We start from the raw sequence: 25,714 nt of genomic DNA on the forward strand, positions 1-25,714 counted from the left end.
AACTGCACAGAATCACTGATGTCCTAAGCTTTATTCCACGAAAGCGTCAAACGTTTAAATATTCTGGCAGGTCTTCTGACTTACTCCGTTTTTGAAATCCTTCCCATTAAAAACAGTGGATATAATCTTCAAAAACTTTTTTGTGGAGCTTACAGCAGCGGGTCTGTTCCGGATTTTCACCGGATTCCCTTTTAAGCGCTTTTTATGGCTCACCAGATTTCGGCAAAGATAGAAAATAATTAATATCTATTGCATAAAAATATTATTTACTGATTTACAATCAAATAAATAAAAAAGCAATCTCATCAAAGAGATTGCCTTTACAAATATTAGTTATTTTAATAATTTTTTGATGTCTTCAATTAATATTTCCCGGTCGGGATGATACTTCCCGGTGAGTTTTGGATTCTTTCCTTCCGGATCTTCATAATTCAATCCAGAATAGTACAAAATCGGCATATTGTCTTTATTGTATCTGCAACGGATGTTTCCTTCTTTGTCTACAAGAGCGATCATTCCGCTATGGTTGAGATTTTCTCCTTCGTCTTCTTTATCTCCGACATAAATGTTGAACTGATCCGCGACTTTCCCGATATAATCTCTGTTTCCGGTCAGAAAATGCCAGTTTGGAGATTTAACACCGATTCTTTTGGCGTGCTGCTTCAAAGTTTCGGGGGTATCATTTTCAGGATCTATGCTTATGGAAATAATTCCGAAATCCGGATGATTAATTTTGTCTTCAATTGCCCTCATGTTGGTATTCATCACAGGACAGATCGTTGGACATCTGCTGAAAAAAAACTCAACCAGATAGACTTTTCCAAGCATATCTTTATTGGTGATTTTCTTGTTATTCTGATCGGTAAGTTCAAAATCGGGAACTTTCATTACCGTGTACAGGTTCTTTTTAAAATAACCCATTCCGACTCCGATTCCTAAAAAAAGCAATGCAATAACCGCAATTGGAATGATTACTTTACTCTTTGTCTTATTTGGTTTATTATTTTTGGACATATTTCTCAGGATTTTTTTTGAATTCGTCTTTACAGTAGCTGCTGCAAAAACCGTATGTTTTATTTTTATAGACGGTGGTATCTTTCATATCATCTTCCGTTTTCATGTGGCAGATCGGATCTTCCGCATTAGCAAATTTCACCTTTTTTGTATTTGATTTTGAAGATATCGAACTCTTTTTATGCTTCACTTTAGGGGTTTCCTGGGCGCAAGACATCAATGATATAGACAGAAATGCTGTCAAAATGATTTTAGATTTCATTTTTAGTTTAAATTGAAATTAATGATTGTATTGAATAAAAATTGATTGATTTTTAATCTAATTTAATATTGAAATCATTTTAAACGCAAGGTTCGCAAAGTTTTTTTGAAAACTTCATGTTTATACGTTCGCAAGGGCGTTAACACTCAGTAATTGATAGCTAAGATTATTCCAATATTAAATTCAACTAAAAATTTAGTTTAAAATAAAATTCAAGCTAAAGGAGGATGGAATATTCGGGAAGAATATTCTGAAAGATGAAAATTAAGATCGTCTGACTTTGGAGTTTTAATGATAAAACCGGATTCACTTTTATCTGAAAATGAAAGAATTTGGGTTGAAACAAAGACATCCAGACCGGAAATCTTAATCGTCTGAGAATTGTTGGATTGTTTTTCTGTTTTTGCTAATTCTTTTTCGACGTAGCATTTTCCTTTACATGTTGACTGTGGAATATTTCTGTTTTCACAAAGATTTTTTACAATGTATTCGTAATTAATTGCATAATTGATCAATGGCAACACCGGTCGTATTGCAATCGTGAAAATAATAAATATGGAAATGAAAAACTTCAATTGTAATTCTGTGGTACAAATATACTACTGAAATTTGTCTTTATGATTGATTTATGATGAAAGTCATTGATTTTTAATTTCCAATTTTTAAAGTAATATGTGCAATCATCTTTGTAAATCCGTATCATCTGAGAGAGATAAATTAAGCTTTGGCTAAAGCCAATAGATTAGTTTTAATAAAAAAACGGGCTAAAGCCCGTTCCTATTGATGATTTAAACCTTTATAATAGAATAATACTTAAACGTCGGAATGTAAATGTCCAGCATTCATCTTTCGACCTCATCAAAACTTCATTTTCTGAATTCTGACAGCATTTAAAATGGCCAATAAGGCAACTCCGACATCCGCAAAAACAGCTTCCCACATGGTTGCCAAACCTCCTGCTCCGAGAATTAAAACAACAGCTTTTACCGCAAATGCAAGAGTGATATTTTGCCAGACTATTTTCTTAGTCTGCTTTCCGATATTGATCGCCATTGGGATTTTGCTCGGCATATCATCCTGAATGACCACGTCTGCCGTTTCAATGGTTGCATCACTTCCCAATCCGCCCATTGCAATTCCGACATCGCTTAATGCAACAACCGGCGCATCATTTACTCCATCTCCTACAAAGGCAACGGTTTGATTTTTGGCTTTAATTTCTTTGACTTTATTCACTTTATCTTCAGGAAGTAAATCACCGTAAGCATTTTGAATTCCCAATTGATCGGCAACATATTTTACAACGGAAGTTTTATCACCACTCAACATTGTGGTTTGCACATGTAATGCTTTTAGTTTATTGATGGTTAATTGAGCATCAGCTTTAATTGAATCTGCAATCGTGAGATATCCGACGAATTTTTTATCATATGCAACAGCTATCAAAGTGTAAACTATATTTTCAGGTTTGATATCATACTTAATGTTGAATTTATCCATTAATTTAAAATTCCCGACCAATAATTCTTTTCCATTGATCATTGATTTTAAGCCATGCCCGGCAATTTCCTCCACATTTTTCAGCTGGATCGACTGATCGATTTCTCCTACATAATGATGGATAGCTGTTGCAACAGGATGTGTACTTTGACCTTCGAGGGCATTGACCAGCTTAAGGATTTCGTCTTTATTAAATTCATTTTTAAAAGCCACTTCCTGAACTTTGAAAACTCCTTCAGTCATGGTACCGGTTTTATCCATCACCACATTTTGAACCTTCGCCAGAACATCTAAAAAATTGCTTCCTTTAAATAAAATCCCATGTCGGCTTCCTGCACCGATTCCTCCAAAATACCCTAACGGAATTGAGATCACCAAAGCACACGGACAAGAAATTACCAGAAAGATTAACGCTCTGTACAACCAATCTCTAAAATGATAATCTTCAACGAAAAAATACGGTAAAAGAGTAATTCCAATTGCTAAAAATACAACGATTGGTGTATAAATTTTCGCAAATTTCCTGATAAAAAGCTCTGTCGGAGCCTTTTGAGCCGTCGCATTCTGAACCATTTCTAAAATTTTGCTCAGCTTACTGTCTTTATAGGCAGTCGTTACTTTTACCTGACTTACCGTATTCAAATTGATCATTCCTGCTAAAACCGTTTCGCCTTTTATTTTCGTATCCGGTTTACTTTCTCCCGTCAACGCGGCTGTATTGAATGAAGCCTTATCTGAAAGTAATTCACCATCCAAGCCCAATTTTTCTCCGGATTTTAACTGAATAATTTCACCGATGTTTACTTTTTCTGCTTTTACAGTTTGTGGCTGCCCGTCTTTTAAAATCGTCACCTCATCAGGACGCTGATCGAGTAAAGATTTAATATTTCGTTTTGCTCTCGTTACCGCCATCGCCTGAAAAACTTCGCCTACAGAATAGAAAAGCATTACGGCAACACCTTCCGGATATTCGCCGATTGCAAAAGCTCCCACCGTCGCGATTCCCATTAAGAAAAACTCCGAAAACACATCACCTTTTGTAATACTTTCATATGCTTCTTTCAAAACAGGCAATCCGACAGGAACGTAAGCAATTAAATACCAAACCAGACGAACCCAGCCTGAAAACCAAGCAGGCTTTATATAATAATCTAAAGCGATTCCCAGCAATAATACCGTAAAAGAAATGATCGCGGGAAGAAACATCCGGAATACAGATTGATCTCCCGTATCATGAGAATGGTCGTGATCATGATCTTCATGATTGTGATGATGTTCTTTTTTTGGTTTTGTACTGCAACATTCTTCCATAACTGAATAATTTTAATCAAAATTAGGTTTAAACTTAATGCAATGCTATTGCAAACTTTCCAGGCAGTTTTCACAGATTCCTTTGGCAAAAAGTCTTATTTCATCAATCCTGAAATTCGTCTGAATATTTTCCGGGATTGAAATATCTTCTTTGCAAGTCGTCTGTTTGCAAATTTTACAGTAAAAATGAAGATGCCAGTCTTTATGTGTTGTCTCGTCACACCCATCATGGCAAAGCTTATATTTTGTTGTAGTATTTTCCTGAATGCTGTGAACAATTCCCTTTTCTTCAAAGGTTTTTAATGTTCTGTAAATCGTTGTGCGGTCGGCATTTTCAAAATTATGTTCAATTTCCGACAATGACAAAGCAGTTTCCTGAGAACTTAAAAAATCATACACCAAAATCCTCATGCTTGTGGGTTTTGTGTTTTTGTCGATCAATTTATTTTCGATGTCTTTTTTCATGATTTCATTGAATTAATGTTCGTGTTCTCCTGAGTTTGTCAGTTTAGCATTAATGAAAAACGCTCCCTTTGTGGCAATTTTTGCATTTTCAGGAATAGATTTCACAGGTGTAATTGCTGTGTATCCCATTTCTGAAGTTCCTTTTATGACTTCCACTTTCTCAAAGTTAATGGTTTTTTCGTTGTGCTTTTCCTGAGTTTTTTCATCTTTATGTTCTTCCGCTTTTTTAGCATTAGCAAGAAAAATATAATCTTTTCCATCCGAACTTGTGATAGCCGTATTGGGAACAGCGGGCATTAATTGATTATTTAAACTTACAACAGCGGTGGCATTCATCCCGTCAATGAGACCATCTTTGTTTCCTTTTACTTTACAGTGAATCGGAATGGTTTTACTTTGATTTTCAAAAGCTGTTCCGATGCTGTACACCTCAGCGTCATATTCAGTAACCGGACTATTCGTCAATGTAAAATGAATTTTCTGACCGACTTTTATTAATGGTAAATCTTTTTCAAAAACCTGTAAATCTAGATGTAAAGAACTATTATCAACAATTTCAGCAACGGGCGATGAAACGTCAATATAACTTCCGATCTGTAATAAAATATTACTGATCGTTCCGCTGATCGGCGCAGTAACGGCAAGTCCGGATCTTAAATTTTTATTGGAAACATTTCCCGGACTGATTCCCATCATCTGAATCTGTCTTTGCAAAGAAGCTCTTTTTGTTCTTAACGTTTTTAATTCTGCATCGGCATTTTGTAGATTTTTTTTTGCGCCGGCATCGTTATCGAAAAGTTCTTTCTGTCTTCTGTATTCCTGCTCCGCAAAAGTAATTCTACTTCCTGTTGTTAAATAATCTTCCTGCAATTGAATAAACTCCGGATTGGCAATCGTCGCGATCACCTGACCTTTTTTCACATAATCTCCAACCTGAACATTCAATGTTTTAATCACGCCACCATATAGAGAAGTCGCGCTTGCCTTATTGTTATTGGGAACACTAAGCGCTCCGTTGGCTTTGACGATTGATGTAAGCTCTTTCATTTCGATTTGTCCTACCGTAATTCCAACAGTATTCATCTGTTCCTGCGTCAACTCTGCAAAGTCTGAATTCTCATGTTCAGAATGTTCTTCAGTTTTCTCTTTTGATTCTTCTATTTTTTCGGGTTTTCCGCAACTTAAAAGAATTAATGATAAAAGGATTATTATATTAAATTTTAGTTTCATTTTATTTGTTGATTAAAAAATTAATGTTGACCACGGTTTGATTCACTTGTTGAATGGATTGCAGATATTTCAGTTCAATATCTGTGGCGGTTCGAAGGGCAAAAAGATATTCCACGTAAGAAATCTCCCCTGTTTTATAGCCTAACTGAGCGGCCTTCACAATACTTTTCGCATTAGGAACTGCCTGGTTTACATAATATTGATATTGATCAACATCCTGCTGATACTGATTCAACGAGTTTTTTAGTTGAACATCCAGTTGCTGCTGTTGGAACTTGGCATTATTTTCTTCCATCTGCTTTTGATATTCCAAAGATTTGATTCTTGCTTTTGTAGCCCCAAAAGTCAACGGAATTGCAACACCGACACTCACAGAATTGAATCTGTTTCCCGCTCCATAATATTTTTCCTGTCCGTTTAAGGTATGAAAACCGATCAACGACTGATTGGTATATCCAATGCTGAAATCAGGCAATCGCTGTGCTTTTTCAACATTTTTATTTTTTTCCAGCACTTCCATATTCTGCTTAAAAATTTGGATTGACGGATGATTGGCAACTGTTGCGCTGTCTAAAAGATATTCGACTTTTAATGGTTCGTATTTTTGAGAAAAAGGAATGGAAAATTCTTCATCTGTATTCAATAAAACCTTTAAATTTTTATAGGCATTATTTAAATACACCTTATTCTGCTGAAACAAAAGATTGATCTCTCCTTTTTGCGTTTCGGCGGTATTAATTTCAATTTTTTTAATATCTCCAGCCTTGAATCTTACCGTTGCAATTCTGATAAAATCACCATACAAGCTGTCGAGATATTGCAATTTTGATTGATTATACTGTAGATATTCAATCTGATAAAAATAAGATCTAACCTGCTTGATCAGTTCATTTTCGGTAGCCTGTTTTTCAATCTCTTTGGTTTTAATTTCTTCCTGAATTAATTCTTTTCTGGCTTTAAACAACGTCGGAAACGGAATCGTTTGTGAGATGGCAAAAGACTGATCAAATTTCGGGCTGTTGTATTGACCGAGCTGGGCACTGAAATCCATTTTCGGGAGCTCATTTGCCGTTGGTTTTAAGGCTTCAGATGATTGAATATTGAGATCTTTCGCTTTGATGGAAGGATTATTTTCCTGTAGTAATCCGATCGCCTGATCCAAAGAAATTTCTCTGGAATTCTGAGCCTTTAAATTTTGACTTAAACTTAAAAATCCAATTAAAATAATAATCGTTAAAGGCTTTCCGAGTAATTTATTTTTAATAGTATTTTTAGAGTTAAAAATGATATACAACATCGGCAATACGAATAAAGTAAGGAAAGTTGCCGATAACAATCCGCCGATAACAACGGTTGCCAAAGGTTTCTGAACTTCGGCACCAGCGCTTGTACTTATTGCCATCGGTAAAAATCCGAAAGAAGCGACTGTTGCGGTCATCAAAACGGGCCTTAATCTGGTTTTTGTTCCTTCAATGACTCTTTTTAACACATCGGAAACACCGTCTTTTTCCAATTGGTTGAATGTTCCGATCAAAACAATTCCGTTGAGAACTGCCACACCGAATAATGCAATAAAACCAACTCCTGCACTGATACTGAACGGCATTCCTCGCAATAAAAGCGCAAAAATACCCCCAATCGCACTCATGGGAATCGCCGTAAATATCAACGTTGCCTGCTTAAACGAATGAAATGTAAAATACAGCAGCATAAAGATCAAAAGAAGTGACACCGGAACGGCAATCATCAATCGTTGGCTGGCTTCTTTTAAATTTTCAAACTGTCCGCCGTACGTGAAATAATATCCGGATGGAAGTTTTACATCTTTTTCTAGTTTTTGCTGAATATCTTTCACGACACTTTCTACATCTCGCCCTTTAACGTTAAAGCCAATGACAATTCTCCGTTTTCCTGCTTCACGGCTGATTTGAGCGGGTCCTAATTTATATTCAATATTCGCGACTTGTGATAACGGAACCTGAGTTCCTGTATTCGTCGGAACCATCAAATTGCTTACATCCTCAATATCGGTGCGGTACAGACTGTCTAATCTTACGACAAGATCAAAACGTCTTTCATTTTCAAAGATCTGACCGGCAGTTTTTCCTGCAAACGCTGTACTCAAAACATTGTTGACATCTTCAACATTTAATCCGTAATTCGCAATTCTTGTTCTGTCATAGGTAACGTTGATTTGCGGAAGACCGCCTACTCTTTCCACTTGTGGGGACGTTGCTCCATCAACATTTTGAATAACTTTATTTACTTTATCGGCATAAACGGAAAGTGTATCCATATTTTCACCGAAAATTTTAACGGCAACATCTTGTCGGATTCCTGTCATTAATTCATTAAAACGCATTTGGATCGGTTGATTGGCTTCAAAGAAAACTCCGGGAATGACTTCCAGCTTTTCTGTGATTTCATCTGCCAATTCTGTATATGATTTTTTGGATTTCCATTCTTTTTGAGGCTTTAAAACAATAATTAAATCGGTCGCTTCAGGCGGCATCGGATCTGTAGGAACTTCGGCAGAACCCGTTTTTCCGACCACCATTTTCACCTCATCAAATTGTTTAATCACTCTGGAAGCCTGCATCGAAGTTTCGATACTCTGGCTTAATGAACTTCCCTGTGGTAAAATACAGTGAAATGCAAAGTCACCTTCTTCTAATTGCGGGATAAATTCACCGCCCATTCTGCTGAAAATCAATAATGAAATACTGAATAAAACAACCGTAATTCCAACAATTATATATTTAATCCTGATCGCTTTCTGTAATAAGGGCTGATATATTTTTTGAAGCCAATTCATCATTTTATCTGAAAAATTTTCTTTGTGAGAAATTTTCTTTGAAAGGAAAAGTGCACACATCATTGGAATATACGTTAATGAAAGAATTAATGCTCCTAAAATTGCAAAACCTACTGTTTTAGCCATTGGTGAGAACATTTTACCTTCAATTCCTGCTAAAGTAAGAATCGGGATGTACACGATTAAAATAATAATTTCCCCAAAAGCGGCACTTCCACGGATTTTTGAAGCGGATAGAAAAACTTCTTCATCCATTTCGATTTGTGTTAATCTTTGAACCGATTTTCTTAGCCCTAAATGATGTAAAGTAGCTTCAACAATGATTACAGCTCCGTCCACAATTAATCCGAAATCAATCGCTCCCAAACTCATCAAATTAGCACTCACTCCAAAAACATTCATCATTCCTAAAGCGAATAATAATGATAAAGGAATTGCCGATGCCACGATCAATCCGGCCCTGAAATTTCCTAGAAATAAAACTAAAACAAAGATCACGATCAATGCTCCTTCGATCAAATTCTTTTCAACAGTACTTATCGCTCGATCAACCAAATCTGTACGGTCTAAAAATGGTTCAATAATAATATCTTCAAGCAAAGATTTCTGAATGGTCGGAATTTTTTCCTTAATTCTGTTGACAACATCGTTGCTGTTGGCTCCTTTCAGCATCATGACCACTCCACCCACGGCATCTGTTTGTCCGTTGTACGTCATTGCGCCGTAACGGGTTGCGTGCCCAAAACGGACATCTGCAACATCTTTAATGAAAACAGGAATATTCCCTGTATTTTTTACTGCGATATTTTTAACATCATTGATCGAGGTTGCGAGACCAATTCCTCGTATAAAATAGGCGTTTGGTTTTTTATCAATATAAGCTCCGCCCGTATTTTGGTTATTTTTTTCTAAGGCTGTAAAAATATCGGCAACACTTACTCCCATTGCTTTTAGGCGATTGGGATTGACGGCCACTTCATATTGTTTCAACTCCCCGCCGAAGCTATTCACCTCAGCAACACCTTCTGTTCCGTACAATTGCCGGGAAACGATCCAGTCCTGCATGGTACGGAGATCTTTTGCATTGTACTTTTTTTCACTCCCTTTTTTAGGATGCAAAATATATTGGTAGACTTCACCCAATCCTGTACTGACGGGCGCTAACTCGGGAGTTCCGATTCCTTTAGGAATATTTTCTTCGGCTTGTTTTAATCTTTCATTGATTAATTGGCGGGCAAAATAAACATCCACTTTATCTTTAAAAACAACCGTAATTACTGATAATCCGAAACGAGAAATACTTCGGGCTTCTTCAATATCAGGAACATTCGCAATGCTTTGTTCGATGGGAAAAGTGACTAACTGCTCGACTTCCTGCCCTGCCAAAGTGGGACAAACCGTAATAATCTGCACCTGATTATTAGTGATATCAGGAACGGCATCAATGGGCAATCTGGTAGCGCTCCAAATTCCCCAAATGATCAAAAGCAAGGTCATTACACCAATAACGATCTTGTTTTTGATGCTGAATTTTATGATTTTATCTAACACAAATTGAGATTTAATTTGTGATTGTCTGTTTTATTTTTTTAACGCAAAGAGCGCAAAGTTTTTTTTGACTACTAACTGTTTTTAGGATCGCAAGGGCGTTTCACTCAGCAAAGTTATCAAACAGACAATCTGTTAATTTTAATTGAGAATATTTCACATTTCATCAAAAAAATGAGATGCAAAAATATCATGAATACCTCTGCAACGGTATTGCAAAGTTTCATGGAAAATTTAAAATCAATAATTAAATCTTTGGAGGTTGCCAGATATGATCGTACACCTGATAGGCAAAATTGTTTTTCCGAAGTAGAATTTTCCTGGAAAAATAGGTTTGAATCTGCTTAGGAATATCCATCGAAACATCCATTTTAAAGGCTGTAACAGCTATCTGACAGCAATTGCAAACGCATAACGGCGAACAGATGTCACCTTTGTCTTTTGAATGAGATTCGTCGATATTGAAAGATAATTCTGTCTTGTTTGAACCAGATTGTTGACGCGCATCTTCGCAAGGCATTACGGATAACACCATGAAATACATTGCTAAAATCAATCTGAATAGGTTCATGATGACAAAGGTAGATAATTTAATGAAAAAGATGCTCGTATTATTATTTTTAAATTAACTAAAAATGAAATATTTAATTAAAATTTATTTTTAATTCTATGAATTGTGAATTTTAATTACATTTGTCACTTATATTTTTTAAAAAACTTTTAACTTATGAAAACAACATTGTTATCACTTGCCCTATTGGCAGGGTCATTCTCATTTGCTCAATCATGGAGTCTTACCGGAAATTCCGGAACAACCCCTGCAACCAATTTTATGGGTACTACCGATGATCAGGACGTTGTATTTAAGACAAATAATACTGAAAGAATGAGGATTTTGGGAGGTCCTTATGTCAATGGAGTTGTGATAGGAAATCAAAGTGCTGCAGGAACACCTGCAGGGACAAGATTGGAACTTGTAAGTGTTCAGTGTTCAGGTTGTGCCGCTAGCTGGGCTCAGCAACGTGATTTCGTTGTAAAGACGAGAGAAATGAGAGACCTGAACTTTTTAATGGGGAACAATAATTCTGAAGATCCAAATACGGACACAAGCACTCCAAATTCTTCGGGAGTTACAAGAATAAGATTTGCTGATGCCGTTCACAAAAACAGTTTAGTTATATTCAATACCGGAAAAGTAACAGTAGGGACAGATCAATATGACAATGATCCTAACTTTATTTTTTACGTAAGAAAAGGTATTAAGGCTGAACAAATTAAAGTTGAAAACCCCGCAGTAAACGGTTGGGCAGATTATGTATTCAAAAAAGATTACAAACTTAGAACTTTAGAAGAAGTAGAAAAGCACATTCAGGAAAAGGGGCATTTACCTAATATTCCATCAACTGCAGAAGTTGAAAAAGATGGAATTAATCTTGGAGAAATGGACGCAAAACTTCTTGAAAAAATCGAAGAGCTGACTCTTTATTCTATTGAGCAAAATAAAAAATTACAGAATCAATCGGATAAAATTGAAAAACTGGAAAAGCAGCTGCAACAGTTACTTTCTGAAAAAAAATAATCCCAATAACTTAAAAACTACATTTCAACTATGAAAAAACTACTATTTTTAAGTTGCTTATCCGCGCTCTCATTTCTAAAATCTCAAACTCAGACTTGGGATAAAGTGGAATGTGTGATGGATGACAAAATGGAGGCGTCGGTAAATAAAAGCGTTACTCCTTCAACGAACTGCGGGAATAATTCTCCTTATTTTTATAATAGCAATCTATATACTCCGAATTCTTCAGATGAAATCATTTATATAAAACTTAATTTTATTTTCCTTACAAAACCCGATGGAACAGGAAATTTTGAACAAAATAATCCTGAACATAACCAAGTAATAGATGACGTTGTCGCCAGAATGAATTACAGGCTAGGAAATATGGGACAGCCGGTAGCGGGATGCGACGGCTATGGCGCGAATAATTTTACAGATACAAGAATAAGAGTTATTGTCAATAAAATATGGAAGGTAGATCCTGCATGGGATTTTTTATATACAGGATACGACCCTTCTCAAGGCCCATTGGGAGGAACAGCGCCATTATATCCGCCATCAGATAATTATTATTATAGCTATTATGATAATGATCCGACTATTCCTCAAGGAATCAACTGTGTTTTTTCTAATAACGGACAAATATACAATGAGTTGATGAGCGGCAATTATAGTGTTCCTCTAATTGATGGATGGGCGGCTTCAGAATTCCCTTATTACTATACTTTAAATAGAAAATTGAGACAGTTTTGGCCTAATTTATTCAACAAGTATATTCAGATGAAGAACTTTGTTGTAGGCAATCCAACTTGGGGATCGCCGACTTGGCCGACAGTTAGAGAATGGTACACCGGAATGGGCTACACCAGTTTTCCTCACGAATTGGGACACAATCTAAGCTTATCTCATACAGATTGTGGGTCAAATATTATGAGTTATGATGCCGGAAATCATGATTATTTTAGTATTCAGAATATTTCGGATATGTATAGATCTGCTTCTGTATCAAGTGTGAGGCAATATTTCACTCAGGATTCATTCAAAAATGCTGATATTAATATAACTAACAGTCAGACCTGGGATGTGAATATGAGAACTTATTCTAATGTTGATATTGATAATAATTCCAGTTTATTGGCTACATGTAACTTAATCATGGCGCCTGAAGGCAGAATTATTGTAAGAGATGGAAGCAGCTTTGTAATGACAGGTGCAGATGTAAGCGCCGTCAACCATGCCGCATGGAATGGTATAAAAGTCGAAGGCAACGGATATTTACTTATTTAATAATTAAATCCGGAGAAGCATTTTTCTCCGGATTTTTCATACATATAATCCACTGTTTTAATCAAAATTAAAACTAAAAAAACCACTGCAAAAGCAATGGTTCTTAAAAATCAAATCAAACTATTAAAGATTCGGATTATTCTCAATCTCCTTCTGCGGAATTGAAAACAAATAATATCTGCTGTTCGCGACAAACGGCGTCTGATCAGGAAAAGCAAAGACCGCGTGACCTCTTCCGTTGACGGTCTTCACTACTCCATCCGGTGTTGTAATTTGCACCTGAACGGCTTGTCCGTTTGCATTGGTAAATGGCTTTCTTATAACAGTTCCCTGCGTTCTGATAATGTCAGATAATGAGAACCCTTCACCGAACAATTCTTTTCTTCTTTCGATTAAAACTTCTTTAATCACATCATTTTGTGCTAAAGAACCGGAATATTGATTGGCATTTCTTGCAGATTTCAATTGATTTAAAACCGTGACTGCGTTCGTGATATTTCCGTTTCTGGCTTCGGCTTCAGCTTCAATTAAATACATTTCAGCAGCTCTCATGAAAACAATATCGGCAATTAAATTAGCTTTAAATTTAAACTTCGCATATCTTAAAAGACCTTCCCTGCCCGGATTTCCATCCCATGAAAATAGAGAATAACGGATATCATTCGTATCAAACAAATCTTTGAAATAAGGATCTGCCATGAAGCTGTAATAATAACTTCCCGAAGATGAAACATCCAAAAAGTGGAAAGCATAACTTTCACCGGACTGTTCCTGCGTTTGCGCGTGCCCCCAAATCCATTCTCCGTTGCTGATGTCGTTGAAACCGTCTTTATATTTTTCGGCAGTCATTAAAGCGTAACCGTTTCTGGCAATTTTTGCGGAAGCCACAGCTTTTGTCCAATCTCCAGTATTTAAATAAACTCTTGCCAACAAACCGTTTACAACCGATCTGTCAATCTTATCCTTATTATTTCTTGTATAATTTTGAAGTAAGTTGTCTGCATCTGTCAAATCACTTTTGATTAGCGTATAAATTTCTTCCAGGCTTGCTTTTTTCTTTCCAACTGAGCTTGTCGTTGTCGGTTCGGTATAAATCGGTGCCGTCAACGCATTTTTATCTTTTAAATAACTGAATTGGTAAAAACTCGCCAGGTTAAAATAACAGAATGCCCTCAACGCTTTTGCCTGACCTTTCACCTGATTTTTCTTTTCCTGCGTTCCTTCTGCAGCATCAATTCTGGCGATCACATTATTCATATTATTGATCACAGAATACAAAGAATTCCAGATATAAAGAGGTCGGCTGCCGGTATTATTCACCAAATCTGTGAAAGCGTACGCTCCGGGAAAACCATATTTATTGGTCAAAACCGCTACGTCACTTCCCATTGCATCGCTTGTTCTCAACACTGTTGAATAACCGATGTTGGCGTATGTTGTTCCGTCATCATTGAATTTTGCCCAGGTTCCGTTAATTACTGTTTCTGCACTTTCTGCCGTTTTGAAAACTTCTGCTTCATCAGCCTGATTGGTGGGAGCCGTTTCCAGATCACTTTCACAGCTTATGAATAAAAATGCGGCGATTAAAGCAATAGATAGATATTTTAATTTTTTCATTTTTTTAATTTTAAATATTTAAAGAGTTGCCTGTAAACCGAAAGTTATCGTTCTCATCGCAGGATATCGGTAATAGGTTGTTCCGTCTAGCGTCTGTTCGGGATCCATTCCTTTATGTTTGTAGAAGGTCAAAAGGTTTTCTGCCTGAACATACACTCTGAATTTTTTCAATCCTAATTTTCCAAAATAATCCGATGGAAGCGTATATCCTAAGCTCACATTTTTTACTCTGGCATATGTTCCGGAATACAAAAATCTCGATGACGTTGAAGTCCAGTTATTGGTTGTTGTACTTAAAGCCGGAACGTCTGTGTTTGTATTTTCAGGCGTCCATCTGTTCAGCATTTCTGCGCTCCAGGCTCGTCCTGCCGAACTTCCGTTGTGCATTAGCATTGTATAATCGGTATCTAAAATTTTTCCTCCGATAGCGAATGATACCAATGTTGAGAAATCGAAGTTTTTATACGCCAAACTGGTCGTCAAACCTCCCATAACTTTTGGAAGTGATGATCCCTGAAGCGTTTTTGTAGCCTTAGCATATTCCGAAGTTGTTCCTTCTGTTGTATTTCCGTTGGCATCGGTGGTAATCGTTTTCCAAAGCGGATTTCCGTTATTTGGATCTACCCCAACCCATTCCGGAATAAAGAAATCATAGACTGAGCCGCCAACCTGTAATAGTTTTGTTCCGCTTACAATCGAGCCTTTCGGAAGTTTTGTGATTTTATTATTTAAAGTACTTACATTCACATCAACATTCCATTCAAAATCTTTTGTTTTGATAGGTGTTGTAAATAATGAAAACTCAAATCCTGTATTCTTTAATTCTCCGATATTCGCCTGATAGTCGCTGAAACCCAATGACGGCGCCAATGGCATTCCAAATAAAAGATCTTTACTCTGACGTTGGAAATATTCTACATTCCCTTTAATTCTGTTTTTTAAAATCGCGAATTCCAGACCAACATTTAGGTTAAGGTTGGTTTCCCATTTCAAGTCGGGAGTTGGTAATTTATTAGCAACCGTTCCGCCTTCACCCAAATTATTGTAAAAGTCATACAAACTTTGGTAGGCATAATACGTGCTCAATTTATCATTTCCCTGCCCTCCGTAGCTCGCACGAAGTGTCAATTGATTGAAGAAATTTAAATTTTTAATAAAATCCTCGTTCGAAGCTTTCCAGGAACCACCGACTGACCAGAATGTTCCCCACCTGTTTTCAGGAGAAAATCTCGAAGAACCGTCTGCTCTTACCGATCCCGAAACAAAATATTTGTTCTGATAATCGTATTCTGCTTTCCCTAAGAAACTTAACAGTCCCAATTTATCACTGTTGCCCGTGAAACCACCTAGCAAAGCCGCAGCATCCGGCTCGTAATAGTACGGAAGAGAAAACTGACTTCTGCTTCCTGAAATCGCCTGATATTCATAATGATAAAACTCCTGACCGCCCAAAATATTGATATGGTGCTGACCAAATTTTTTATCATAAGTCAGAATATTACTGGTCGTGTAAGAAAGCGTTCTGGAATTGGTTTTCGTTACCGAACCTCCAATTTCTGCACCTTCACCCAGCAGTGGATTGGTATAATAATGACCGTTGTAATTCACTAAATCAACAGAAAAATTGGTTCTGAATTTCAGTTCCGGCAGGAAAGTAAATTCTGCAAAACCTTTTCCTGAAAAGTTATCTTCTCTGTTTTCATTTTTATCTAAAGGCAATGTTGCGGCAGCATTTTCATTCTGCAAAGCACTTGTTGGTCTATATTTTCCGAAATCGTAAATATAGTTTCCGTTGGAATCCAGCTTGTAACTTCCGTCTGCATTTCTTTCATAATACGGATAAAAAGAAGGAATCACTCTCGCTGCATTGATCACATTATCCGTTCTCGAATCGGATGAAGGCGGCGCTTCCTGAAGGCTGTTTGTATAGGCTAAATTAGCTCCGACATTTAACCATTTTTTGACTTCCGAATTGATTTTTAATCTCGTACTGTATTTTTTGAAACCGGATTCAATTGCAATTCCTTTATCATCCAGATATCCCAGCGAGAAAAAATAATTGCTTTTTTCACTACCCCCGCTGAAATCCAGATCCACCTGATTTCTTGACGCAGTTCTTTGCAAAATGTCTTTCCAGTTGTCATTCCATAAAGCGGTTGCTCCGGCTGCTAATTTTCCATCCGTACCCACAGGTTTTGCGTAATTTATCCCATAAGGATTGATTCCCAATGCGTTTACTAAATTATCAGTCGCCATTTGTGCAGCCTGCTGAGAAGAAATCTGACTGGATTTGTACCCATTTCTCAACGCTTCCCAGTACAATTCATAATATTGATCTGTTGTTACCTGCTCATAATCCTTCACCGCTCTGCTCGAGAAACCCTGGCTTATATTTAAGTTTACTCTCGCTTCGCCTTTTTTTCCGGATTTTGTGGTCACGATGATCACTCCATTTGCACCGCGGGAACCATATAACGAACTCGCCGTTGCGTCTTTCAGCACACTGATTGATTCGATATCATTAGGACTGATCGAGTTGATATTTCCGTCGAAAGGAATTCCGTCCACCACGAATAATGGATTGCTCGATGCGCTGATAGAACCAATTCCACGGATTCTGATTGAAGCTGTTGAACCTGGCTGCCCGGAAGAACTTACCGCCTGAAGACCGGGAACCTGACCTTCCAATGCTTTTGTTATGTTGGTAACAGGTCTGCTGTTGATTTTTTCACTTGAAATCGTTGCTACTGAACCTGTATAACTTGTTTTCTTAGCTTTTCCGTAAGCTACTACAACTACTTCATCGATCTCTTTTTCACGAAGTGTGTCTTTTTTTACTTCCTGCCCTTTTATATTCGCAATACCCAGGAAAAATACTGCAACCGGTGGAATCCAAACTTTGGAATTAATTAAATTTTTGTTAATCATAATCAATTTTATTTACTACTAATTAAATATTAGCCTTTTATAAAAAAGACAGCAAACAGTATCAAAAATCATGATTAACAATTTACTTATCTTTCCTTTTTCAAGGCTGAATGTAACACCTTGCGCTGTGCAGGTTGTTAAGATTTCACTGGGTCAGTTCCCTCCATCTTTCTTTATAAGCCGTTGCAAATCTAAAAACAAAAAGTCTACAAAACAAGTAGACTTTAAGATTTCAAATATATTTTTTATAAAAATTAACGTAATTTTATTTTAAAACCAACAAAAATAGGCAGTTATAAAAAAATGTTAAATTTTCAAATATGAGAAATATCATTAAAAATAATGCAATGGGTAAATTTAAGTTTAAATTAAATTTTTAGCCTCAATCCAAAAAACTTGTTAATTTTATAGAATGAAAGTTTTAATAGTCAATGGTCCTAATCTCAACTTATTAGGTACAAGAGAGCCGGAAATTTACGGAACAACCTCAATGGAAGATTATTTGGAGAATCTACAATCTGAATTTCCTTCTTATGAACTACAATATTACCAGTCGAATATTGAAGGTGAAATTATTAACAGACTTCAGGAAGATGATTTTGATGCGCTGGTAATCAATCCGGGAGCTTTTACGCATTATTCTTACGCGATTGCTGATTGTTTAAAGAATATTCAGAAGCAGAAAGTGGAAGTTCACATCAGTAATATTTATAAAAGAGAAGAATTTCGTCAGAAATCTGTGACAGCAGTAAATACTGATGCAGTTTTGTCCGGTTTCGGAATGGATGGATATCGATTGGCGATTTTGAGCTTGAAATAATTTATTAGAATTCAAAATAAGAGATGCTTCGACTCCGCTCAGCATGACATCGCTAATAAAGTGCGTTATAATAAAACGATTAGTATTAGAAATGTCATGCTGAGCGGAGTCGAAGCATCTAAATATTTATACAAAAAAAATCCTCATCGTTTGATGAGGATTTTTATTTTTAATTTGTTGTCTGTTGTTGCAATTGAGGTCCGCAATCGACAAGCTTTTTACCTTCTTCTGTATTACAATACTGATCAAAGTTTTTAATGTATTTTGCAGCAAGATCTTTTGCTTTTTCTTCCCATTCGGAAGCATTGTTATAAGTATTTCTAGGATCTAAAATACCTTCAGAAACATTTGGCAATTCTGTAGGAACCTCCAGATTCATGATAGGGATTCTTGTTTTTGGAGCATCCTCGATAGAACCGTCAATGATTGCATCAATAATTGCTCTTGTATCCTTTAAAGAAATTCTTTTTCCGGTACCGTTCCAACCTGTATTTACCAGATATGCTTTTGCTCCATGTTCTTTCATTTTTCCGATCAATGTTTTTGAGTACATTGTTGGGTGCAATGTTAAAAATGCTTCGCCAAATGCAGGTGAGAAAGATGGTTCAGGTTCAGTAATTCCTCTTTCAGTTCCGGCCAATTTTGAAGTATAACCGCAAAGGAAGTGATACTGAGCCTGGTTTTCATCCAAAACAGAAACCGGAGGCAATACTCCGAACGCATCAGCAGAAAGATAAACAATTTTGCTGGCGTGCCCTGCTTTTGAAGGCAAAACAATTTTATTGATATGATAAATAGGGTAAGAAACTCTCGTGTTTTCGGTGATGGATCCGTCAGTATAATCAGAAATTCCGTTGTTTACGACAACGTTTTCAAGAAGCGCATCTCTTTTAATCGCTCTGAAAATATCCGGCTCTTTTTCTGCGGAAAGGTCGATTACTTTCGCATAACAGCCACCTTCATAGTTGAATACACCGTTGTTATCCCAACCATGCTCATCATCACCGATCAGATATCTTTTCGGATCAGCTGATAAAGTCGTTTTTCCTGTTCCGGAAAGTCCGAAGAAAAGAGCAACATCTCCTTCCTCACCTACGTTTGCAGAACAGTGCATGGATGCCATTCCTTTCAATGGAAGGTAATAATTCATCATTGCGAACATTCCCTTTTTCATTTCTCCACCGTACCAGGTTCCTCCGATGATCTGAAGCTTTTCAGTAAGGTTGAACATGACGAAGTTTTCAGAATTTAATCCCTGAGCTTCCCAGTTCGGGTTGGTCGTTTTAGAACCGTTGATTACCGTGAAATCCGGCTCGCCGAAGTTTTCCAGCTCGTAATGAGAAGGACGGATAAACATATTAGTAACGAAATGCGCCTGCCATGCTACTTCAACGATAAATCTTACTTTTAGTCTTGTGTCTGTGTTTGTTCCACAAAAAGCATCTACAACATAAATTTTCTTAGAAGTTGAAAGTTGGTTCAACACTAATTCCTTACAAGACTGGAAAATTTCCGGTGTCGTCGGCAAATTCACTTTACCGTCCCAGAAAATCGTATCTTTTGTAACATCATCCTGAACAATATACCTGTCTTTAGGTGAACGACCTGTGAAAATCCCTGTTTTTACTGATACTGCACCAGATTCCGTAAGCTCAGCTTTCTCAAAGCCTTGATTTTCAGGAGAAACTTCAGCCTGATACAATTCTTCATAAGAAGGATTATAGACGACTTCGTAATTTCCTTTAATCCCTAATTTTTCTAAATCTTGGATGATTTTAGCGTGTTTCATTTTACTTATATTTTCTATTTCTTTTTGGATTCAACAAAATTAAATATTAATTAATTGTTAAAGGTGGTTAAATATAATGATATAAGTCAGAATGGCAAATAAAAAATAAGCCCTGTAATAATTTGAAAATCAACGAATTATTCCAGGCCATTCAAAAATAGTGGTAAAACCTTTTCCCCAAAAATAGTCCTTAAAGCCATTAAATTTTGTACTCATTACAAAATCTCCGCCCCAGGCTCCCAAACTTTTTACGAAAACAGGACAGTCGGCAAAAAACCTATCTCTAACTGTAGAAATTTCAAGAAAATCTGATATTTTTTGTTCATGAACTAACATTAGTTCGGAAAAATTTTCCAATTCATTACATAGTAAAATATTTCTTGTAAGATCCGAAAATTCATCGACCAACTTTTGAGACTTCTTTTTTGACTTGTAAAAATTGATCCCTTCGCGACTGTCTTGCTTTTGATTTAAATGAATAAAAATCAACTCATTTTTAAAAGAAGGATCGAAATTTACCCTTTCATATTTGATTTCAGGTTTGCTTTGAAAAAGAACGGCGGATTTTTCTTTTGCCACTGCAATATCGTAACCACTTCCTCCCAAGCTGATAGAATTTAAGTAAAAAGGATCAATTTCAGCCCATTCAGCAAGATTATTCATCAACGTAGAGCTGCTTCCCAACCCATAATCGGCAGGAAACTGAAGATTTGTCTTTAAATGATAAGAAATTGTGCTTTTGAATTTGGTTTCAGAAAGACTCTGAACATTTTTTAAGGTTGTAAGGATAAATTCAGCACTTAAAGGAATATTGGTTTCTAAAATCTGCCAGTTTTTGTAATCGATGACAGCTTTTAACCATAATTTATTCTGATGATAAGCTTCCCAGAAGACCAAAGACTTCTGATCCGGCTTTTCATCAAAGAAAAACTCTTGTCCCAGCCTGGTTGGTACCGCTAAGACAAGAGCTCCGTCCATTGCGAAATATTCTGAAGTAAGCATCAGCTTTCCCGGTGAAAATATCTCGCCCATGATTTTTTTATTAGATTAAATTGCAGAAGCAGCGTCTACAGAATTATCAATTTTCTTGATCAATCCCTGAAGCGTTTTTCCGGGTCCGACTTCAATGAAGTTCGTCGCACCATCTTTAATCATATTTTGAACTGACTGTGTCCATTTTACAGGACCTGTCAATTGTGCAATCAAATTTTGTTTGATCTCGTCAGGGTTTGTAACCGCTGTCGTTGTGATGTTCTGATAAACAGGAATTGTTGCATTTCTGAATTTTGTCTGCTCGATCGCTGCTGCCAGTCTCTCTTGTGCCGGCTGCATCAGTGGCGAGTGAAATGCCCCGTTTACAGGCAATAATAAAGCTCTTTTTGCTCCTGCCTCTTTTAATTTTACACAAGCTTCTTCAACAGCTGCCGTTTCTCCGGAAATTACCAATTGCCCGGGACAGTTGTAATTTGCAGGAACTACAATTCCGCTGATTTGTGCGCAGATTTCTTCAACCTTAGCATCTTCCAATCCTAAAATTGCTGCCATTGAGCTTGGATTGGCGTTGCAGGCATCCTGCATTGCTTTTGCTCTTTCAGAAACTAATTTCAGACCGTCGTCAAAAGATAAAACCCCGTTGGCAACCAGTGCCGAAAATTCCCCTAAAGAATGTCCTGCCACCATCTCGGCTCCAAGACCGTTTACTGCTTTCAACGCAGCTACTGAATGTATAAAAATAGAAGGTTGGGTAACCTCCGTTTTCTTAAGATCTTCATCTGTTCCATTAAACATAATAGAAAGGATGTCAAACCCTAAAATTTCGTTGGCAGATTCCATCAGATCTTTTATGTCTTTTCTAGAATCGTACAATTCTTTTCCCATTCCTACGAACTGAGAACCCTGCCCAGGAAATACAAGTGCTTTCATGTATAATTTAAAATATTATGCAAATATAAATATAATGTTAACAATTTTCTTTAAACTGATCCAAATCATTTATGGAACCAGTCTAATTACACGATAACCGGCATTTACATAAGCTCCGTTTGCTTTAGATTTTACAAACTCAAATTTTGTTGCCAACTGAGTCTGAACTTTATTCATTTGCTTGAAAATTTCTCCTTTTTTATTTTCTCTCGTCAACATATCATTCACGACATCAAAACCTACGATGGCATATCTAGGCGGAGTTTTACAATATTTGCTTTTATAGGCTGCCAGAATTTCTTTTTCAAAGCTTCCATCAGTATTGATTTTTCTATCCATCAGATAAACCAGGTTTGCCTGACTTAAATCGTCCACTTTTTTCTCAAAAACCGGCGAATAATACATGCTGAAAGCTTTAACTCCCTGAACTTCTTTAGACAAAGCAATTACTTTATTAGCAAAAGCATCGCCCAAAGCATCATTATCATTCGCCAAAACAGCAATCACTGGAGCAGATTGTCCCGTCATCATGTTTTGATCAAGCTGAATATCTGCGGGAGAATTTACAATCATTACATTCGGATTTTTAACCGCTTTTTCTAAACCGGCTTTGATGTAATTGGCATTGTCTTTTTTAGCATCTGCAACTATATAAATTTTTTGGTCCGAATAAACTGCTTTTACTTCCTCAACGATTTTATCAGCATAAGTCTGATCATTGGTTTCGACAATAATCAGGTTGCTGTAATTATATAACTCCGGAGAGTTGGCAAATGGAGCAACAATCGGAATTTTTTGATTTTTAGTAAAATCTAAAACGTCGATCACGTTGGATTTAAAGAATGGCCCGATAATCAAATCTGTATTATCAGGATTTATTTGTGTCAGTGAATTTCGGAATGAAGCTTCATTTCCTGAATCCACGATTTTTATATCTAATTTTTGCCCGTTTCTGGCGTTTCTTTCAATGGCTAATTTTGCTCCGGTTAAGAAATCCATTGCCATTGTTCTGTACTGTGTTTCGTTGGTGCTGTATCCGAAAGGAAGCATTAATACAACGCTCAATGCATCACCGCTTTTCTTGATGTAAGCAGGATCGAGCTTTCTGATCTTTAAAACCATTCCGGATTTTAATCCGTGGGATAATTCCGGGTTAAGAGCAATCAATTCATCAATTGAAACACCAAATTTATTCACAATAGAGAAAACCGTATCGCCTTGCTGAACGGTATAAGTTACATAATCATCAGCCGCAGCCGTATTTGCATTAGATGATGATCTTTCGTTTCCGGAATCTACTTTTGCTTTTGTATTATTTGTTTCTTCAGGAACTACAGGAGAAGATTGTGCACTGTCGGCTTTTTTTATTTTAATCGATTCACCAGGTTTTAAGCCTTTATCTTCCAATCCTGGGTTTAAAGCAAAAAGCTCTTCTTTGGTGATGTTAAATTGTTTCGAAATTCTATAATAATTATCCTTCGCCTGAACAACATATAATATATTACTGTTGGCCGGAACATTTGAGGTATCAACAACAGAAACCGTTTCAGAAGGTTTTACAGATGTAGAAGTTGCAGCTGCCTCACCACCATATTTCTTAATGCTGTCAAGAGGCAATATAATCTCGTCACCTATTTTCATATGGGCATCCAGATCAGGATTTAATTTTCTCAGATCAGTTTCAGAAATGCGGTATTGTTTTGTAATCCCGTAAATGGTCTGTTTTGGCTGTAAAATAATTTTACCTAATTGAGAGCTGTTTGTTTTTGAAGCAACAGCTTTTGAAGCTGAAGCAGTGACAGTTTTTTCATTTTTAACTGTTACAACGTCTCCGATTGCCAATTTGCCGTCTTTAAACTTTGGATTCAGTTTAATTAATTCATCTACAGTTATCCCGTACTTTTTAGCAATATTGTAAGGAGTATCTCCTTTTACAACAGTGTGCGATTTCTGGGCAGATACACCCAAAACCATACATAAACCGGATAGAATAAAAAACCTCTTTATCATAGTAGATACTTATAATTTACAAAAATACTCCTTTAAAATTAAATGGCAACAATTATTAATTTTGACGCTCTAATTTCCATTTCTTCTAAACAAGTTTCGAGCCATGTATATCCATAATCTGCGAAAAATACACTGAAATTATAAACCCTTTCCTGCCAATTCTTAGAAGGATGTACATCCAAAAACAGATTTTCTAGTCTTTCTAACATTTCGGCCTGTTTTATCTTTTCTGCATGAAGAAGACGCTTTTTCATTCTTTTAAAAGATTTCAGCTGGCGTACTTCTTCGGCTTTCACCATATTCCCGAAAGACTTTTCAGTGGTTTCGGCGAATGATTTTAATTCAGAAAAGTTATTTATTAAAAGATTTTCTTTTTCTTCGAGCAATTTTAGAATTTCATTATTATCTAAAATTTTAGCATTTGAAATTGTTGTGAAATTTTTAAAAAAATCTTCAATTCTTACATCCAGCTTTTCAATTTTACCTAAAGTCTTTTCCTTTAAAAATAGCATTGAATTTCTTGGAATCAAAATCGGAAAAGGAATATTGATTTTGTTGAAATAATCTTTCAGTTCCAGCCAGTACATGATTTCGGCATTTCCTCCGATGTATGCCAGATTCGGCAACACTTTTTCCTGAAAAACAGGTCTCATTAAAGCATTCGGGCTGAATTTTTCGGGGTAATTTTCCAGCTCGTTTAAAATTTCCTCTTCTGTGAACCGGATATTTTTATCTACAATGATATATTTTTTCCCGTCAAACTCAATTCTGTCTCTTGTTTCAGTCAGATAAAACAGATTAATTTCGCGCGGATTTACCTGAACTTTCCCATATTTTTCCGTTAAAAAATCTACTTTTTCTTTTGAAGTTTTTTCTAGGCTGAAATGTAAAAGCTCATCTTTAAATATATCTTTGATCTGATTTTTCAGCTCTTTTGAATCTCCGTCGAGAATTAGCAATCCAAATTCCGAGAAAAGTCGATTGACTAAAGTTTTAATGGCTTCCGTTAATGTATTTCCGACTTTGTAGGCTTCTTTTATCATTAAAATCAATTCTGTTCCGAAAATAGAATCTTTAAATTCCTTTTCAAATTCAGAAATGAAAAATGTATCGCTGATTTTTATTCTCCCAACCGGTCCGCCGGATTTTTCGTTGATCTCGTAATAATTATTCTCTGTTTTAAAATGGTTGATTTCGGCAAAATCGTGATCTTCCGAAGCCATCCAATACACAGGAACAAAATTAAAATCCGGGAAATTCTGCTTTAAATCTGTACACGTTTTGACCGTCTGCAGAATTTTATAGACAAAAAAAGCAGGTCCCGAAAACAGATTCAACTGATGGCCTGTCGTAATCGTGAAAGTGTTGGGTTGTTTTAAGTTTTCTATATTTTCCTTTTGCTTTGAAGAAAGCGTTAATGCAGAAAGCTGTTGCTCAAAAACATGAGACAAAATTTCTCTTTGCTCTTGTGTGAAAGAGTTTTGCTTTACATGGATTTGTTTTTTAAAATTGTCAAAAGAAAACGTATTTTCTTCAAAACCCTCAATTTTCTGATGTAAAAAATCTTTTACAAGCTGAGGAATGCTTTCTATATCTTGAAATGATATTTTGTTAATTGTTTTCAACTTTAATTA

18 protein-coding genes and 2 riboswitches are annotated in these 25,714 nt (G+C 36.3%); of the genes, 3 read left to right on the plus strand and 15 right to left on the minus strand.

From position 1 onward, the window contains the following. Positions 1-48: 48 nt before the first annotated feature. A riboswitch (cobalamin riboswitch) is annotated at positions 49-232 on the minus strand. 101 nt (positions 233-333) lie between these two features. The 8 genes from BLT04_RS06000 to BLT04_RS06035 form a co-directional block, all read right to left on the minus strand. Then, entirely contained in the window at positions 334-1,014 is a 681-nt protein-coding gene (locus BLT04_RS06000) for an SCO family protein (RefSeq protein WP_089754709.1), read from the minus strand. Continuing rightward, positions 1,001-1,276 (minus strand): YHS domain-containing protein, encoded by a 276-nt coding sequence (locus BLT04_RS06005; RefSeq protein ID WP_089754711.1) that lies wholly within the window; start codon positions 1,274-1,276, stop codon positions 1,001-1,003. The genes BLT04_RS06000 and BLT04_RS06005 overlap by 14 nt, the downstream gene beginning before the upstream one ends. A 212-nt stretch (positions 1,277-1,488) precedes the next feature. Continuing rightward, complete coding sequence (locus tag BLT04_RS06010; RefSeq protein WP_089754713.1) at positions 1,489-1,851, minus strand: hypothetical protein; 363 nt, start codon at positions 1,849-1,851, stop codon at positions 1,489-1,491. A 283-nt stretch (positions 1,852-2,134) separates the two neighbouring features. Further along, positions 2,135-4,087, minus strand: coding sequence for a heavy metal translocating P-type ATPase (locus BLT04_RS06015; protein WP_089754715.1), 1,953 nt, complete (start codon positions 4,085-4,087; stop codon positions 2,135-2,137). 45 nt (positions 4,088-4,132) lie between these two features. Next, complete coding sequence (locus BLT04_RS06020; RefSeq protein WP_089754717.1) at positions 4,133-4,552, minus strand: Fur family transcriptional regulator; 420 nt, start codon at positions 4,550-4,552, stop codon at positions 4,133-4,135. A 12-nt stretch (positions 4,553-4,564) separates the two neighbouring features. Beyond that, entirely contained in the window at positions 4,565-5,782 is a 1,218-nt protein-coding gene (locus BLT04_RS06025) for an efflux RND transporter periplasmic adaptor subunit (protein WP_089754719.1), read from the minus strand. A 1-nt stretch (position 5,783) separates the two neighbouring features. Further along, positions 5,784-10,148, minus strand: coding sequence for a CusA/CzcA family heavy metal efflux RND transporter (locus BLT04_RS06030; RefSeq protein ID WP_089754721.1), 4,365 nt, complete (start codon positions 10,146-10,148; stop codon positions 5,784-5,786). A gap of 244 nt (positions 10,149-10,392) precedes the next feature. Beyond that, the gene (locus tag BLT04_RS06035) at positions 10,393-10,716 is read right to left on the minus strand and encodes a DUF6660 family protein (protein ID WP_089754723.1); all 324 of its coding nucleotides are present in this window, start codon (positions 10,714-10,716) and stop codon (positions 10,393-10,395) included. A 156-nt stretch (positions 10,717-10,872) separates the two neighbouring features. Between BLT04_RS06035 and BLT04_RS06040 the strand changes: the two genes are divergently transcribed. Next, a complete protein-coding gene (locus BLT04_RS06040) occupies positions 10,873-11,724 on the plus strand; it encodes a hypothetical protein (RefSeq protein WP_089754725.1) in 852 nt (283 codons plus the stop codon). A 30-nt stretch (positions 11,725-11,754) separates the two neighbouring features. Beyond that, positions 11,755-12,993, plus strand: coding sequence for a hypothetical protein (locus tag BLT04_RS06045; protein ID WP_139166215.1), 1,239 nt, complete (start codon positions 11,755-11,757; stop codon positions 12,991-12,993). A gap of 123 nt (positions 12,994-13,116) precedes the next feature. Here the strand turns inward: BLT04_RS06045 and BLT04_RS06050 are convergent, their stop codons facing one another. Then, positions 13,117-14,610, minus strand: coding sequence for a RagB/SusD family nutrient uptake outer membrane protein (locus BLT04_RS06050; RefSeq protein WP_089754728.1), 1,494 nt, complete (start codon positions 14,608-14,610; stop codon positions 13,117-13,119). 18 nt (positions 14,611-14,628) lie between these two features. Next, positions 14,629-17,538, minus strand: coding sequence for a SusC/RagA family TonB-linked outer membrane protein (locus tag BLT04_RS06055; protein ID WP_089754730.1), 2,910 nt, complete (start codon positions 17,536-17,538; stop codon positions 14,629-14,631). An 83-nt stretch (positions 17,539-17,621) separates the two neighbouring features. Continuing rightward, a riboswitch (SAM riboswitch) is annotated at positions 17,622-17,720 on the minus strand. Between the two features lie 230 nt (positions 17,721-17,950). On the opposite strand from BLT04_RS06055, the gene BLT04_RS06060 reads away from it, so the two are divergent. Continuing rightward, positions 17,951-18,358, plus strand: coding sequence for a type II 3-dehydroquinate dehydratase (locus tag BLT04_RS06060; RefSeq protein ID WP_089754732.1), 408 nt, complete (start codon positions 17,951-17,953; stop codon positions 18,356-18,358). A gap of 169 nt (positions 18,359-18,527) precedes the next feature. On the opposite strand, the gene pckA is transcribed toward BLT04_RS06060, so the two are convergent. The 5 genes from pckA to bshC form a co-directional block, all read right to left on the minus strand. After that, the gene (gene pckA / locus BLT04_RS06065) at positions 18,528-20,147 is read right to left on the minus strand and encodes a phosphoenolpyruvate carboxykinase (ATP) (protein ID WP_089754734.1); all 1,620 of its coding nucleotides are present in this window, start codon (positions 20,145-20,147) and stop codon (positions 18,528-18,530) included. Positions 20,148-20,276: 129 nt separating this feature from the next. Further along, on the minus strand, positions 20,277-21,179 hold the full coding sequence (locus BLT04_RS06070; protein ID WP_089754736.1) for a GYDIA family GHMP kinase: 903 nt from the start codon (positions 21,177-21,179) through the stop codon (positions 20,277-20,279). Between the two features lie 15 nt (positions 21,180-21,194). Then, positions 21,195-22,070 carry an ACP S-malonyltransferase gene (gene fabD / locus BLT04_RS06075; protein ID WP_089754738.1) on the minus strand — a complete coding sequence of 292 codons (876 nt, stop codon included), beginning with the start codon at positions 22,068-22,070 and terminating at the stop codon, positions 21,195-21,197. Positions 22,071-22,139: 69 nt separating this feature from the next. After that, positions 22,140-24,080 (minus strand): LysM peptidoglycan-binding domain-containing protein, encoded by a 1,941-nt coding sequence (locus tag BLT04_RS06080; protein ID WP_089754740.1) that lies wholly within the window; start codon positions 24,078-24,080, stop codon positions 22,140-22,142. Positions 24,081-24,118: 38 nt separating this feature from the next. After that, positions 24,119-25,705: a bacillithiol biosynthesis cysteine-adding enzyme BshC gene (gene bshC, locus BLT04_RS06085; RefSeq protein WP_089754742.1), complete on the minus strand. Its 1,587-nt coding sequence runs from the start codon at positions 25,703-25,705 to the stop codon at positions 24,119-24,121. Positions 25,706-25,714: the final 9 nt, after the last annotated feature.

It is taken from the genome of Chryseobacterium soldanellicola, from assembly GCF_900100115.1.
In the GTDB taxonomy this organism is placed as follows: domain Bacteria; phylum Bacteroidota; class Bacteroidia; order Flavobacteriales; family Weeksellaceae; genus Chryseobacterium; species Chryseobacterium soldanellicola.

Coding starts and splice junctions, on each gene's coding strand:
- BLT04_RS06000 (WP_089754709.1), bottom strand. CDS start 1,014: ATGTCCAAAAATAATAAACCAAATAAGACAAAGAGTAAAGTAATCATT.
- BLT04_RS06005 (WP_089754711.1), bottom strand. CDS start 1,276: ATGAAATCTAAAATCATTTTGACAGCATTTCTGTCTATATCATTGATG.
- BLT04_RS06015 (WP_089754715.1), bottom strand. CDS start 4,087: ATGGAAGAATGTTGCAGTACAAAACCAAAAAAAGAACATCATCACAAT.
- BLT04_RS06020 (WP_089754717.1), bottom strand. CDS start 4,552: ATGAAAAAAGACATCGAAAATAAATTGATCGACAAAAACACAAAACCC.
- BLT04_RS06025 (WP_089754719.1), bottom strand. CDS start 5,782: ATGAAACTAAAATTTAATATAATAATCCTTTTATCATTAATTCTTTTA.
- BLT04_RS06035 (WP_089754723.1), bottom strand. CDS start 10,716: ATGAACCTATTCAGATTGATTTTAGCAATGTATTTCATGGTGTTATCC.
- BLT04_RS06040 (WP_089754725.1), top strand. CDS start 10,873: ATGAAAACAACATTGTTATCACTTGCCCTATTGGCAGGGTCATTCTCA.
- BLT04_RS06045 (WP_139166215.1), top strand. CDS start 11,755: ATGAAAAAACTACTATTTTTAAGTTGCTTATCCGCGCTCTCATTTCTA.
- BLT04_RS06050 (WP_089754728.1), bottom strand. CDS start 14,610: ATGAAAAAATTAAAATATCTATCTATTGCTTTAATCGCCGCATTTTTA.
- BLT04_RS06055 (WP_089754730.1), bottom strand. CDS start 17,538: ATGATTAACAAAAATTTAATTAATTCCAAAGTTTGGATTCCACCGGTT.
- BLT04_RS06060 (WP_089754732.1), top strand. CDS start 17,951: ATGAAAGTTTTAATAGTCAATGGTCCTAATCTCAACTTATTAGGTACA.
- pckA (WP_089754734.1), bottom strand. CDS start 20,147: ATGAAACACGCTAAAATCATCCAAGATTTAGAAAAATTAGGGATTAAA.
- BLT04_RS06070 (WP_089754736.1), bottom strand. CDS start 21,179: ATGGGCGAGATATTTTCACCGGGAAAGCTGATGCTTACTTCAGAATAT.
- fabD (WP_089754738.1), bottom strand. CDS start 22,070: ATGAAAGCACTTGTATTTCCTGGGCAGGGTTCTCAGTTCGTAGGAATG.
- BLT04_RS06080 (WP_089754740.1), bottom strand. CDS start 24,080: ATGATAAAGAGGTTTTTTATTCTATCCGGTTTATGTATGGTTTTGGGT.